This window comes from Stenotrophomonas maltophilia group sp. Smal12 (assembly GCF_037079935.1).
GTDB classification, from domain to species: domain Bacteria; phylum Pseudomonadota; class Gammaproteobacteria; order Xanthomonadales; family Xanthomonadaceae; genus Stenotrophomonas; species Stenotrophomonas sepilia.
Genome location: NZ_JBAWUK010000042.1, coordinates 1 through 12,487 on the forward strand (window position 1 = coordinate 1; position 12,487 = coordinate 12,487).

Consider the following 12,487-nt stretch of genomic DNA (forward strand, 5'->3'; position numbering starts at 1 on the left):
CCCCCCCCCCCCCCCCCCCCCCCCCCCCCCCCCCCCCCCCCCCCCCCCCCCCCCCCCCCCCCCCCCCCCCCCCCCCCCCCCCCCCACAATTTATAAAAAAAAAAATAATTATTATTTTTTTTTTTGTTTGTTGTGTTGTTTTTTTTTTTTTTTTTTATTATTTTTTTTTTTTTTTGGGGGGGGGGGGGGGCGGGGGGGGGCCCCCCACCGCCCCATTTACCCCTTCACGCACAACACCTGGCGCAGGGTGTGCACCACGTCGACCAGGTCCAGCTGCGCGGCCATCACATCGTCGATCGACTTGTACGCGGCCGGTGACTCGTCCAGCACGCCGCTGTCCTTGCGGCATTCCACATGCGCGGTGGCCTCGCGGTGCTGGGCCAGCGTGATCTGCTGGCGCGCGGCGCCACGGCTCATCACCCGGCCGGCACCGTGACTGCAGCTGTGGAAGCTGTCCGCGTTGCCCTTGCCACGCACGATGTAGCTGCGCGTGCCCATGCTGCCGGGAATGATGCCCAGCTCACCCTCGCGGGCACTGACGGCCCCCTTGCGCGTCACCAGCAGCTCCTGCCCGTGGTGCGTTTCCTTCTGCACGTAGTTGTGGTGGCAGTTCACTGCCATCGCCGCCAGCTGGAACTTCGGCAGCCGGTGGCGCATCTCGGCCAGCACGCGCGACATCATCGCCTCGCGGTTCTGCCGGGCGTAGTCCTGCGCCCACGACACGGCTTCGACGTAGTCATCGAACAGCGGCTCGCCTTCCATGAAGAACGCCAGGTCCTTGTCCGGCAGGTGGAAGCCGAGCACGCGCCGGGCCAGTTCCTCGCGCGCCTTCTCGATGAAGTAGGTACCGATCAGGTTGCCGGTGCCGCGCGACCCGCTGTGCAGCATCACCCACACCGTGTCGGTCTCGTCCAGGCACAGTTCGATGAAGTGGTTGCCATCACCCAGCGTCCCGAGCTGGCGGTCGAGCTTGTCGGTACGGATCCTGCGGTGCCTGTCCTTGATCTTCTCCAGGCCGGCGGCCAGCCCGGACTGCACCAGCCGGGTATGGATGCTGTCGGGCATGCGCTGATGCTCGCCGCCGCGCCCGTTGCCGACCGGGATGCTGCGCTCGATGCTGTTGCGCAGCTGCCGCAGGTCATCGGGCAGGTCGTTGGCGCGCAGCGTGGTGCGCACGGCCGCCATGCCGCAGCCGATGTCGACGCCGACTGCGGCCGGGATGATCGCACCGCGGGTCGGGATCACCGAGCCGACGGTCGCGCCCTTGCCCAGGTGCACGTCCGGCATCACCGCCACCCACGGCCCGACGAACGGGATCGCGGCGATGTTGCGCAGCTGCTCATGCGCCTGCGCTTCCAGTGGCACGCCGTTGACCCAGCCCTTGATCGGCGTGCTGCCCTCGGCATGCAGCCATTGATAATTGTGTTGAGTGTCCATGTCTTCGTGTATGTCCTTGATGGGCCGGCGGCGCGTCCCTGCGCCACCGCGACCCCCTACCTGATCGTCACCAGCTGCTTCAGCACGCCGTCCAGGCCGCCGAACACGGTGAGCGTGTCGATCTTCTCGGTGACCTTCTCCAGCGCCTCCAGCTCCTTCAAGCGCATCAGCACCGGGTTGTCCTCGATCAGCTTTGCGGTGTTGAGCTGCGAACGGGTGGCATTGGCCTCCTCGCGGCGGCGGATCACGCTGGCCTGGGCCTGCTTCTCGGCCAGCACCACGCCGTTGAGGATCTCCTTCATCTCGCCCGGCAGGATCACGTCCTTGATGCCCACGCCAAGCAGACGTACACCGTGGCCCTCGATCGCCGCCTGCACATGGGCGGCGATCTCACCGTCCAGTGCTGCCTTGTCGCCCAGCAGCTCGTCCAGGCTGCGCGCGGCAATCGCCTGGCGCAGGCCGAACTGCAGCTGCCGGTAGACAAACTCATCGGCATTGCTGAGCTTGCGGTGTGCCCGCACCGGGTCGACCACCTGCACGGTCGCGGCCAGGTTCACCCGCAGGGTCACCTTGTCGCGGCTGAGCAGCTCCTGGCCGGATACGTCCAGTGACCGTGCACGCAGTTCCACACGCTCCACCGACACGTTGCCGTTGAAGTTCCAGAACGCGTGCAGGCCGGCGTCCAGCGTCTGCCGCAGCGTGCCATCGATGAACAGCAGGCCCACCGACTCGCTCGGCACGCTGCTGATCACCGCCACACGCGGCAGCACGCCCAGCTGGCCCAGGCGCTGCTGCACGTCCGCCGGAATGCGCGGCTCGTCACCCAGCGCCATCACGCGCACCTGGGTGTCGACCGAACCGCGCCAGTACAGGCGACGGCTGCCCGGCGGCAGCACTTCATCGATGCGGCCATTGCGCAGCAACAGGCCAACTTCGCTGGCGCCGACGTTGGCCAGCACGAAGTGCGTCTCCAACTGCGCGCCCAGTGCTTCGATCAGGCTGTCCTGGTCGCTGCCGGTGTAGGCCGCGCCCTTCGATGCGGTGTGGATGTCCACCTGCGGGCGGCCGCCGAACGGCGACAGGCGGTGCACGCCCGGCAGCAGGATCTGCTGGAAACGACGGTTGCGATACACCAGGCCGCGCTCGCCGTCGCCGATCACGACCTTGATGGTCCAGAACATGGGAGTCTCTCCTTGTATGGCTCTGGTGGTTCGACCCGTTGCGGATGAATCACCATGACCCCGGTCGATCGGGTCGTGGCGAGGCCGCCTGCACACCACGTGCAGGCAGCGGAAGAGGGCGGCCATCGGCGGACGGTCCGCGCGCGGAGCCTTCGGTGCACCGGCAGTGCTGCCATCGTCGTTCCCGGCAGGCAGCACCGGGGCGGAACGTGGCTGGCAGTGACGGCGGGCCGAGGCCCGGCGTGCGGTCCGTTGCCTTCCACGCCCCCGCCCGAAGGCAGTGACCGTGGACGGCGACGATGGCCGCTGGGGCTTGCGCCCCGGGTGTTGCTTCAAGTCATGACGTGACAGGTCATGTGGTTGGAGTGGGAGTCGAACCCACGACAGACGGAATCAGGATCCGTTGCTCTACCCGACTGAGCTATCCAGTGGTGAACCGCGCGGAATCGAACCGCGTACCGGCGAACCGGCGCCTGCCTCCAGCAGGCGATCCAGGCGATGGCTTGTCCGCGACCTCCGGCATACGCCACGGCAACGCCGCGCGCACCAGCCCGTGGTGGAAACGGGACCGTTGGAGAATCGAGGGTGCAGGCCACCGACATTATCGGCGAGCGATAATGTTTGGCTGCGATGCAGATAATGTCCAGGCGTTGCCGTGCACGCGGAGAAAATCCTCCGGCGCGGCAGAAAACCCTGGATCAGTGAGCGGCGGGTTGCCGCGCGGGGTGCAGTTCTGGCATCGCGGGTCCTTGTGCCGACGCAAACGAAAACGCCCCCGGGACTTGCGTTCCGAGGGCGTCGTCAGGCCTCGGAGATCGGGGTGGCCGATCTCCGCAGGGCGGGTATCAGGCCGTTGTCAGCTGGTCTTCCTTGCCGAACGCGCGCGCCGGCCGGTCCATGCACAGGCATGGCAGCAGTTTGGCGATGGCGACGGAATGCGCGTTCAAGGGAAGTTTCCAGTGGGTGTTGAAACGAGGTGCGCACGATAAACCACGATTTAGTCGCGTGCAACTATTTTGTTGAATTATTTTCTTCGATGTACGTGTCATGCCGGCCAGCGGCCGGCACAACCGGGTCTCATGATTCGGCGCTGGCGGCATCCAGCTGCGCGACATCCTGCACGCTCAGCGATACGTTGGCTGCGGCCAGCAGGTCGTGCAGCTGTTCGACGCTGGTAGCGCTGACGATCGGCGCGGTGATCGACGGCCGCGCGATCTGCCAGGCCAGTGCGATCTGCGCAGCGCTGGCGCTGTGCTTGCTGGCTACGTCATCCAGCGCCTGCAGGATGCGCAGGCCGCGCGGGTTCAGATAGCGCTTCACCACCGTCTCGCCACGTGCCGGGCTCTTGGCTGCATCGGCCGGCGTGCGGTACTTGCCACTGAGGAAGCCACTGGCCAGCGCGTAGTAGCCGATCACGCCGATCTGCTCGCGCTGCACCTGCGGTTCCAGTTCCTTTTCGTAGCCGGCGCGGTCATACAGGTTGTACTCCGGCTGCAGGGTTTCGTAACGCGGCAACTTGTAGTCGGTGGACACCTTCAGCGCATCGGCCAGGCGTGTGGCGCTGTAGTTGGAAGCACCGATCGCACGCACCTTGCCGGCCTCGATCAGGCGGCCGAACGCGGCCAGCGTGGCTTCCAGCGGCGTCGACTCGTCATCCTCGTGGGCCTGGTACAGATCGATCACGTCGGTCTGCAGCCGGCGCAGCGAATCCTCGACCGCCGCATTGATGTTGTCCGGGGTCAGGCCGGGGCGTTCGGCCCACTTGGCCACCTTGGTCGCCAGCACCACCTTGTCGCGCTTGCCGCTGCGGGCGAACCACTTGCCGATCAGCGTTTCCGATTCCCCGCCCGAATTGCCCGGCACCCAGGCCGAGTAAACGTCGGCGGTGTCGACCAGGTTGAAGCCGGCATCGACGAAGGCATCAAGCAGGGCGAAGCTGGCCTTCTCATCGGCGCTCCAGCCGAACACGTTGCCACCGAAGGCGAGCGGACGTACATGCAGGCCGGAACGGCCCAGTTCGCGGGTTGCCGTCATGGGCACGGACTCCTTGGGGGAAGTGTTCCAGAATAGAACGCGATGTGTGACCGTGCTGCGGCGACGACCACAAAACAGTGTTCCGCGACGCGCACGCCGCTAACGTTTTGTGAACACCTGGGACGCTGCGACTGCTAGTCTCGCCGCATCTTCCGCTGGAGTCCTCCCGATGATGCCTGCTTCGTCCCTGCGTGGTTGCCGCCTGCTGCTTGCTTCGGCCCTGCTTGCTGCTGTTCCCGCGTTCGCCGCACCGGCCACGGTGGCACCGGCGAAGATCGAGGTCTTGCCGGCCATCGACGCGGCGGTAAAGGCGCCCACCCGCGATGCCAACAACGTCAAGCGCGATGGCTTCCGCCATCCGGCGCAGACGCTGTCGTTCTTCAAGGTAGCGCCGGAAAAGACCGTCATCGAGATCACCCCCGGCAACGGATGGTATTCGGAAATCCTGGCGCCGCTGCTGCATGACAAGGGCCACTACGTCGCTGCGGTGGTCGATCCGATGGCGGTGCCCGAAGGCCGTGGCCGTGACTACCAGCAGCGCAGCCGCGACAGCCTGGAAAAGAAGTACGCCGGTGCACCCGCGCAGTTCGGCAAGACCGCCGTGGTCGCCTACGATCCGGCCAAGCCGGTGTTCGGCCCGGCCAATTCAGCCGACGTGGTGCTGACCTTCCGCAACGTGCACAACTGGCGCAAGGCCGGCCAGGCGCAGGGCATGTTCCAGGGCTTCTTCAACGTGCTCAAGCCGGGTGGCGTGCTGGGCGTGGTCGAGCATCGCGCCAAGACCGACGTGGCCGACGACGATGACACCGGCTATGTCGGCCAGCAGCAGGTGATCGCGATGGCCGAGGCCGCCGGTTTCAAGCTGCATGCGCGCAGTGAGGTCAACGCCAACCCGCGCGACACCAAGGACCACCCCAACGGCGTGTGGACGCTGCCGCCGACCAACCAGCACGACAAGGCCGATGATGCGAAGTACCAGGCGATCGGCGAAAGCGACCGCATGACCCTGCGTTTCATCAAGCCGTAAGCCGGCACGCCCTGTTGCCAGCGCGGAGTGCCCCGTAGAGCCGAGCCGATGCTCGGCTCATTGCGCGCAGCGCGACGGAGTACAACAGCAGCCGAGCGCGGGCAATGCCGGCCGTTCTGACCGGCACCCTTCGGACCGTCGCACGCGACGTTGGCAGCGGCTCCTGCCGCTGCCTCCGGTTCTACAGTTGCCTGGGCGCGAGGCGTGGGACAATGCCCCACCCGCCGCCCGCCGTGCCTGCAATGCTGATCGCCTTCAACAAGCCCTTCAACGTGCTCTGCCAGTTCACCGACCGCAGCGTGCCGCCGCGGCCGACCCTGGCCGGATTCGGCCTGCCGCCGCGCGTGTATGCCGCCGGCCGCCTGGACCATGACAGCGAGGGCCTGCTGCTGCTGACCGACAACGGCACGCTGGCGCACAAGCTCACCGACCCCAGGCACAAGGCCGACAAGACCTACTGGGTGCAGGTGGAAGGCACGCCCAGTGACGAGCAGCTGCAACAGCTGCGCGACGGCGTGGTACTCAACGATGGGCCGACCCTGCCGGCGAAGATCGAGCGCCTCGATCCAGCACCGTTGCTGTGGACGCGCGATCCGCCGGTACGCTTCCGCAAGACCGTGCCGGACAGCTGGTTGGCGATCACGATCCGCGAAGGCCGCAACCGCCAGGTGCGGCGGATGACGGCGGCAGTGAACCTGCCAACGCTGCGGCTGGTGCGGGTGGCAATGGGGCCCTACCGGCTGGACGACCTGCAGCCGGGGCAGTGGCGGCAGATCGGTTGAAACAGAAAGGGCCGGATACCTCGCGGCATCCGGCCCTCATGGAGTGCCTTGGGGTCAGAGCCCTTCCCGTGGAAGGGATCCGATCCCGGCAGGCTCAGGCGTCGCTGCCGATATCGCTGTGCTCGTCCACGACGGTGTCGTTGCGGCGGTCACGCGCGCTGATGCGCTGCGCCTGCCCATTCACCACATGGCCATTGGCAGCCTTCTTCTTCTGCTGCTTGCGGTACAGCGCATAGCCGAGCAGGCCGACACCCACCGCAGCAGCGGCCACGGCCACGGCCGGATTGCGGCGCACGAACTTGGTGGCGACCTTGCCGCCGGTCTTCACTGCGCCGAGGGCGGCGCCGGTCTTGATCCAATCCGCGTTGCGCAGGCTGCCACCGGCGCTCTTCAGGCCATCGCCAGCGGTGTGGGCCAGCTCCAGGGCGCGCTCCAGAGCGCGGTCGGTGATTACGGTCAGCTTGCTCATGCGGGGGTCCTTTGCCTCGGGTCGAAGTCCAGTGTCGCGCGTTGCCCGTAAACGGTATGTCAGTCGGGGACGCACGTGGTGTGACTCTACCGCAGCCATTCAGGATCAGGCAGGGTCCCAAACCGGTAGCCGGCCGCTGGCCGGCAGTCCCGGAGCACCTTGTGGGAATGCATTGCCGGCCAGCGGCCGGCACTACCCGTCAGGTTCCACGCGGCTTGGCGCGGTGCGTGGCTGTCGCGGTCCACGGATCGTCCGGCCACGGATGGCGCGGGTAGCGCCCCTTCATTTCCTTTTTCACTTCGGCGTAGGTGCTTTCCCAGAAGTTGCGCAGGTCCTGGGTGACCTGCAGCGGGCGGCCGCCGGGGGAGAGCAGGTGCAGGGTCAGCGGCACGCGGCCATCGGCGATGCGCGGCGTGTCGGCCAGGCCGAACAGTTCCTGCAGCTTCACCGCCAGTACTGGCGGCAGCGGGTCACCACTCTCGCTGTCCAGCGCATAGGTGATCGGCCGCTCCAGCCCGGACGGCACGGTGATGCGGGTCGGCGCATTGCGCTCGACCAGCTGCCGTTGTGACCATTCCAGCGGCGACTTCAGTGCCTCACCGAAGCTGGATTCGTCCAGCGCATCCAGACGGCTCTTGCCGGCAAACGCGGGTTGCAGCCACTGCGCACGGTTGGCCAGCAGCGCCGCGTCGCTGCAGTCGGGCAGGTCCAGCTCCGGCATCCAGCGCCGCAGTGACTCGACCCGCGCCTGCCACTGGCGCAGGCCCTCGGTCCACGGCAGCGCCTGCAGACCGAGCTCGGCCACCGCGTCGGTCAGTGCCTGCGCGGCGTGCTGCGGATCGACCCGGCCGGCCGAGCGGCTGTCCAGCACGATGCGGTCGAAACGGGTCTCGCGCAGTGCCACCAGGGCGCGTCGCTCGCTGTCCCAGCGCACTACGTCTTCGGTGACGAAGCGATCCGGCCACGCCTTGCGCAGCCGATCCTCGTCTACCGGCGCGGCGCGCAGCAGCAGTGCATCGCGCGCCTCGAAGCGCAGTTCGCTGGCCACCAGCCACGGCTCACCGCGCAGGTCGCTCAGCTCGTGCAGGCGCGCGCTGCGGCCATTGGCCAGCAGGTAGCGCAGAGGATCGCTGGGATGCTGGAAGCCAATCCGGTCAGGGAAGGCATGAGCGAGCAGGTCGCCCAGCTCATGGGCCTCGATGCTGGCCGGCGGCGTGGCTTCGCAGCGCAGGCGGCGACGCCACTGCTTGGCGGCGGCATCGATCGCGGCCAGCCCGCTGCGGTTGGCATCGCCCGGTGTGCGGCCATTGCGGAACGCGGCCAGTGCGCGCCAGCGGGCCGCCAGCGCGTCGCCGCCCTGGCGCAACGGGTCGCGCGCCTCCAGCAGCGCGGCCAGGTCGGCAGCCAGCGCCTGGGCGCGGGCATCGGGCGCTGCCAGCAGCATCGCCGCCATCCGTGGATGCGTGCCCAGCGCCAGCACACGCCGGCCCAGTTCGGTGATCGCGCCACTGCTGGACAGGGCGCCGAGCCGCTGCAGCAGTTCGCGCGCGGCACCCATCGGGCCGGCCGGTGGCGGATCGAGGAAGCGCAGATCGCTGCTGCCCCAGGCCGCCAGCTCCAGTGCCAGTCCGGCCAGTTCCACCTGGTCGATCTCGGCGCGGCGCTGCGGTTCCAGCCGCTGCGACTGTGGCCACAGCCGCCAGGCCACGCCCTCGGCGACGCGGCCGGCGCGGCCCGCGCGCTGGTCGGCCGATGCCTGCGCGATGGCCACCACGTCCAGCCGGGTGAAACCACTGTTGGGGTCGTAGCGCGGTTCGCGTGCCTGGCCGCTGTCGATCACCACGCGCACGCCGGGCAACGTCACCGACGACTCGGCGACGTTGGTCGCCAGCACCACGCGCCGGCGGCCATCGCTGGCCACCTGAAGTACGCGCGCCTGTTGTTCCACCGGCAGTTCACCGTGCAGCGCCAGGACCTCGACATCGCCATTGAGCGATTCCTGCAGGCCCGCCTGCACCCGCGCGATCTCGCGCTGGCCGGGCAGGAACACCAGCAGGTCACCGGGGTGCTGGGCCAGGGCCTGCTGCACCGCGCGGCGCACCTGCAGTTCCAGCGCCTCATCGCGGCGCGCCGGGAAATGGCTGATCGCCACCGGGTAGCTGCGGCCCTCGCTGCTCAGCCGCGGCGCATCGAGAAAACGTGCCAGCCGCTCGCCGTCCAGCGTGGCCGACATCACCACCAGGCGCAGGTCATCGCGCAGCTGCGCCTGCACATCCAGCGCCAGCGCCAGGCCGAGGTCGCCGCTGAGATGGCGCTCGTGGAATTCGTCGAACAGGATCGCACCGACCTCTTCCAGCATCGGGTCGTCCTGCAGCACGCGGGTCAGGATGCCTTCGGTGACGACCTCGATGCGCGTGCGCGCCGAAACCTTGTTTTCGAAGCGGATGCGGTAGCCGACCGTGCCACCGACCTCCTCGCCCAGCTGCCGCGCCATGAACAGCGCGGCGCTGCGGGCTGCGACCCGCCGTGGTTCCAGCAGGATGATCTTGCGGCCCTGCAGCCACGGTGCGTCGAGCAGTGCCAGTGGCACCTGGGTGGTCTTGCCGGCACCGGGCGGGGCCTCCAGCACCAGTCGCTGATGCGCGGCCAGATGTTGCTGGATCTGCGGCAGCAGCGGGGAAATCGGGAAGAGCGGGGCGTTCATGTGCAAAGGATAAGGGGGCACGGCGGGCGCAGGTACAATGCGCGGGCACTTTTCCCCCGCGATGACCATGCACCTGATCGATATCGGCGCCAACCTGACCCACGACTCCTTCGACCGCGACCGCGATGCCGTGCTGGACCGCGCGCGCCAGGCCGGCGTGGTGCAGATGGTCATCACCGGCGCCAGCCGCGAGCACTCGCCGCTGGCGTTGCAGCTGGCCCAGCAGCACCCCGGCTTCCTGTACGCCACCGCCGGCGTGCACCCGCACCACGCGGTGGAATACACCGAGGAATGCGATGCCGAGATGCGCGCGCTGCACGCGCATCCGGAAGTGGTGGCGGTGGGGGAGTGCGGGCTGGACTACTTCCGTGACTTCTCGCCGCGCCCGGCCCAGCACCGCGCGTTCGAGCGCCAGCTGCAGCTGGCGGCAGACAACGGCAAGCCACTGTTCCTGCACCAGCGTGATGCGCATGCCGACTTCATGGCACAGATGAAGAACTTCGAAGGTCGCATCGGTCCGGCGGTGGTGCATTGCTTCACCGGCGAACGCGGTGAGCTGTTCGATTACCTGGACCAGGATTGGTACATCGGCATCACCGGCTGGCTGTGCGACGAGCGCCGTGGCGCGCACCTGCGCGAACTGGTGAAGAACATCCCGGCCAACCGCCTGATGATCGAGACCGACGCGCCGTACCTGCTGCCGCGCACGCTGAAGCCGATGCCGAAGGACCGGCGCAACGAGCCGATGTTCCTGTCGCACATCGTGGAAGAGCTGGCACGTGACCGTGGCGAGGACGTTGCGGTGACCGCGGCCAATGCCACGGCGGCCGCCCGCGCGTTCTTCCGCCTGCCCGACGCGGGTTGATCCGTAGAGCCGAGCCCATGCTCGGCTTATCGCGCGCAGCGCGAAAGACGCAAAGAGCAGCCGAGCATGGGCTCGGCTCTACAAAGCGCTGTCCGGTAGCGCCGGGCCATGCCCGGCGAGCGAAGCGGCAAGGTCCGTCAGGCCTTCACGGTAACTCGGGAAGCGCGGCTGCCACCCCAGCGCTTCACGCGTGCCACGGCTGTCGATGCGCTTGTTGCTCTCGTAGAAGCGCCGCAGCGTCGGGCTCAGTACCGGGTCATCCCAGGCCACGGCGGGCGGCAGCGCAAACCCGCCCAGCTTCGCGGCGAAGGCCAGCACATCCTGCGGCGGCGCCGGTTCGTCGTCGCTGGGCAGGTAGAGACCCTGCCGGGCCGGGCGCCGCATTGCGGCGATGATGACGGTTGCCAGGTCATCCACGTGCAGTCGGTTGAACACCTGGCCCGGGCGAACCACGTGGCGCGCACGCCCCTGCGCCAACTGCACCAGCGCATTGCGACCCGGCCCGTACAGGCCGGGCAGGCGGAATACCGCCGAGGCGATGCCGCGTTGTCCGGCCAGTGCGCGCCACTGGGCTTCCGCGAGCAGGCGCTGCACGCCAGCCGCTTCAGTGGCGTCGGCCGCGCTGCGCTCGTCGATCCAACCGCCGGCGCGGTCGGCATACACCGAGGTCGACGACAGATAGCCGACCCAGCGCAATGCCGGGCTGGCCTGCAGCGCGGGCAGCAGCAGGCGCAGTGCCGGGTCGCCCTCCGCGTCGGGCGGCACGCTGCACAGCACGGCATCGGCCTGCGCGATCACATCGAGCAGGGCAGGCGACGGTGGCGTGTCGGCGTGCAGCTGATGCCGTGGCAGGCCATCGTCCGGCGCGAACGAGGGATCGCGCACCGTGCCGGCCACGCCTATGCCGTGCGCCTGCAGCTGCGCGGCCAGCACGCGTCCGCTCCAGCCCAGCCCGAGAATCAGTACCCGCGCGGGCAATGGGCTGGCCTGCAAGGCGGGACTCACGCGACCCGCAGTGCCTGGTAGGCCTGCAGACTGCTGTAGGCAACCTGCAGCAGCAGGGCTTCCTGATCAGCCCTGCGCGCACGCACCAGCATGTCGCCAACAATCTGTTCGGCCTCCACCTGCTGGCCGGCCTCCAGATCACGCAGCATCGAGGCCTTCAACGCCGAGCCGGCCTGGGTCAGCGTGCCGCGCGCAGTGTCCTGCGCTGCCTCCGGAACCGGTTCACCGGCGGCTTCGGCGACGGCCAGGCACTCGTCGTAAAGGCCACGTACGATCGCCTCGCCATCATCGGTGGCGACGATGGTGCCGATATCCGCACGCAGCAGGCAGGTGGCTGCGGCCAGCGCGGTCAGGAAGGTGTACTTGATCCACTGTTCCTGGCCGATACGTTCGCTGGCAAGGTGATCAAGGTTGGCCTTCGCGCAGACCGCAGCCAAGGCGCGCACGCGCGCGGAGATCGCGCCGCCGTCGCGCTCGCCGAAGGTGAGCTTGGCCGGCTTGCCCAGATGCAGCACCGCGCCATCGGGCGCCTTGGTGGCGCTGATGAAGCACAGGCCGCCGAGCACCGCGTCGCGGCCAAAGCGCATATCCAGTGCGTTGTAGTGGTGCAGGCCGTTGAGGATCGGCAGCACGGTGGTGTTCGCTCCGACTGCCGGGGCGATGGCATCGATCGAACTGTCCAGGTCGTAGGCCTTGCAGCTGAGGATGACCAGATCGAAGGGCTTCTGCGCGGCCAGTGCGGGCAGTGCATCAGCAGTGACGTGCTGAACCGGGAAACGCGCATCACCCAGTGGGCTGCGGATGACCAGGCCATCATGGTCCAGCTGCGCGGCGCGCGCGGGGCGCACGAGGAAGGTCACGTCCACGCCGGCCTGGGCCAGGCGGCCACCGAAGTAACCGCCGGTACCGCCGGCGCCGAGGATCAGGATGCGCATTGCACGTTCACCGTTTTCTGGGGGGGAATCAGAACTGCGATTGTGCCG

The 12,487-nt window shown here is 68.1% G+C and carries 10 protein-coding genes and 1 tRNA gene; 3 read left to right on the top strand and 8 right to left on the bottom strand.

Features of this window, described 5'->3' with window-relative positions; translation table 11 throughout:
- Nucleotides 1-216 precede the first annotated feature (216 nt).
- The 4 genes from WDC87_RS16570 to WDC87_RS16585 form a co-directional block, all read right to left on the bottom strand.
- Nucleotides 217-1,437 carry an RtcB family protein gene (locus WDC87_RS16570; protein WP_252744808.1) on the bottom strand — a complete coding sequence of 407 codons (1,221 nt, stop codon included), beginning with the start codon at nt 1,435-1,437 and terminating at the stop codon, nt 217-219.
- A 56-nt stretch (nt 1,438-1,493) separates the two neighbouring features.
- Entirely contained in the window at nt 1,494-2,618 is a 1,125-nt protein-coding gene (locus WDC87_RS16575; protein ID WP_072168045.1) for a slipin family protein, read from the bottom strand.
- 357 nt (nt 2,619-2,975) lie between these two features.
- A tRNA-Gln gene (locus tag WDC87_RS16580) sits at nt 2,976-3,046 on the bottom strand.
- Nucleotides 3,047-3,695: 649 nt separating this feature from the next.
- Nucleotides 3,696-4,652, bottom strand: coding sequence for an aldo/keto reductase (locus WDC87_RS16585; RefSeq protein ID WP_188241452.1), 957 nt, complete (start codon nt 4,650-4,652; stop codon nt 3,696-3,698).
- Between the two features lie 169 nt (nt 4,653-4,821).
- On the opposite strand from WDC87_RS16585, the gene WDC87_RS16590 reads away from it, so the two are divergent.
- The gene (locus tag WDC87_RS16590) at nt 4,822-5,679 is read left to right on the top strand and encodes a methyltransferase (protein ID WP_252744807.1); all 858 of its coding nucleotides are present in this window, start codon (nt 4,822-4,824) and stop codon (nt 5,677-5,679) included.
- Nucleotides 5,680-5,921: 242 nt separating this feature from the next.
- A complete protein-coding gene (locus WDC87_RS16595) occupies nt 5,922-6,461 on the top strand; it encodes a pseudouridine synthase (protein ID WP_188241484.1) in 540 nt (179 codons plus the stop codon).
- Nucleotides 6,462-6,555: 94 nt separating this feature from the next.
- Here WDC87_RS16595 and WDC87_RS16600 read toward each other — a convergent pair whose 3' ends face one another.
- Both WDC87_RS16600 and hrpB read right to left on the bottom strand, forming a co-directional pair.
- Complete coding sequence (locus tag WDC87_RS16600; protein WP_061478985.1) at nt 6,556-6,930, bottom strand: hypothetical protein; 375 nt, start codon at nt 6,928-6,930, stop codon at nt 6,556-6,558.
- Nucleotides 6,931-7,129: 199 nt separating this feature from the next.
- A complete protein-coding gene (hrpB, locus tag WDC87_RS16605; RefSeq protein WP_252744806.1) occupies nt 7,130-9,634 on the bottom strand; it encodes an ATP-dependent helicase HrpB in 2,505 nt (834 codons plus the stop codon).
- Nucleotides 9,635-9,701: 67 nt separating this feature from the next.
- On the opposite strand from hrpB, the gene WDC87_RS16610 reads away from it, so the two are divergent.
- Nucleotides 9,702-10,499 (top strand): TatD family hydrolase, encoded by a 798-nt coding sequence (locus WDC87_RS16610; RefSeq protein WP_088497037.1) that lies wholly within the window; start codon nt 9,702-9,704, stop codon nt 10,497-10,499.
- 78 nt (nt 10,500-10,577) lie between these two features.
- Here the strand turns inward: WDC87_RS16610 and WDC87_RS16615 are convergent, their stop codons facing one another.
- Together WDC87_RS16615 and panE are read right to left on the bottom strand one after the other, a co-directional pair.
- Nucleotides 10,578-11,504 carry an NAD-dependent epimerase/dehydratase family protein gene (locus WDC87_RS16615; protein ID WP_072168042.1) on the bottom strand — a complete coding sequence of 309 codons (927 nt, stop codon included), beginning with the start codon at nt 11,502-11,504 and terminating at the stop codon, nt 10,578-10,580.
- Complete coding sequence (gene panE / locus WDC87_RS16620) at nt 11,501-12,439, bottom strand: 2-dehydropantoate 2-reductase (RefSeq protein WP_061478988.1); 939 nt, start codon at nt 12,437-12,439, stop codon at nt 11,501-11,503. Before panE ends, WDC87_RS16615 begins: the two co-directional genes overlap by 4 nt.
- Nucleotides 12,440-12,487 lie beyond the last annotated feature (48 nt).

Coding starts and splice junctions, on each gene's coding strand:
- WDC87_RS16570 (WP_252744808.1), bottom strand. CDS start 1,437: ATGGACACTCAACACAATTATCAATGGCTGCATGCCGAGGGCAGCACG.
- WDC87_RS16575 (WP_072168045.1), bottom strand. CDS start 2,618: ATGTTCTGGACCATCAAGGTCGTGATCGGCGACGGCGAGCGCGGCCTG.
- WDC87_RS16585 (WP_188241452.1), bottom strand. CDS start 4,652: ATGACGGCAACCCGCGAACTGGGCCGTTCCGGCCTGCATGTACGTCCG.
- WDC87_RS16590 (WP_252744807.1), top strand. CDS start 4,822: ATGATGCCTGCTTCGTCCCTGCGTGGTTGCCGCCTGCTGCTTGCTTCG.
- WDC87_RS16595 (WP_188241484.1), top strand. CDS start 5,922: ATGCTGATCGCCTTCAACAAGCCCTTCAACGTGCTCTGCCAGTTCACC.
- WDC87_RS16600 (WP_061478985.1), bottom strand. CDS start 6,930: ATGAGCAAGCTGACCGTAATCACCGACCGCGCTCTGGAGCGCGCCCTG.
- hrpB (WP_252744806.1), bottom strand. CDS start 9,634: ATGAACGCCCCGCTCTTCCCGATTTCCCCGCTGCTGCCGCAGATCCAG.
- WDC87_RS16610 (WP_088497037.1), top strand. CDS start 9,702: ATGCACCTGATCGATATCGGCGCCAACCTGACCCACGACTCCTTCGAC.
- panE (WP_061478988.1), bottom strand. CDS start 12,439: ATGCGCATCCTGATCCTCGGCGCCGGCGGTACCGGCGGTTACTTCGGT.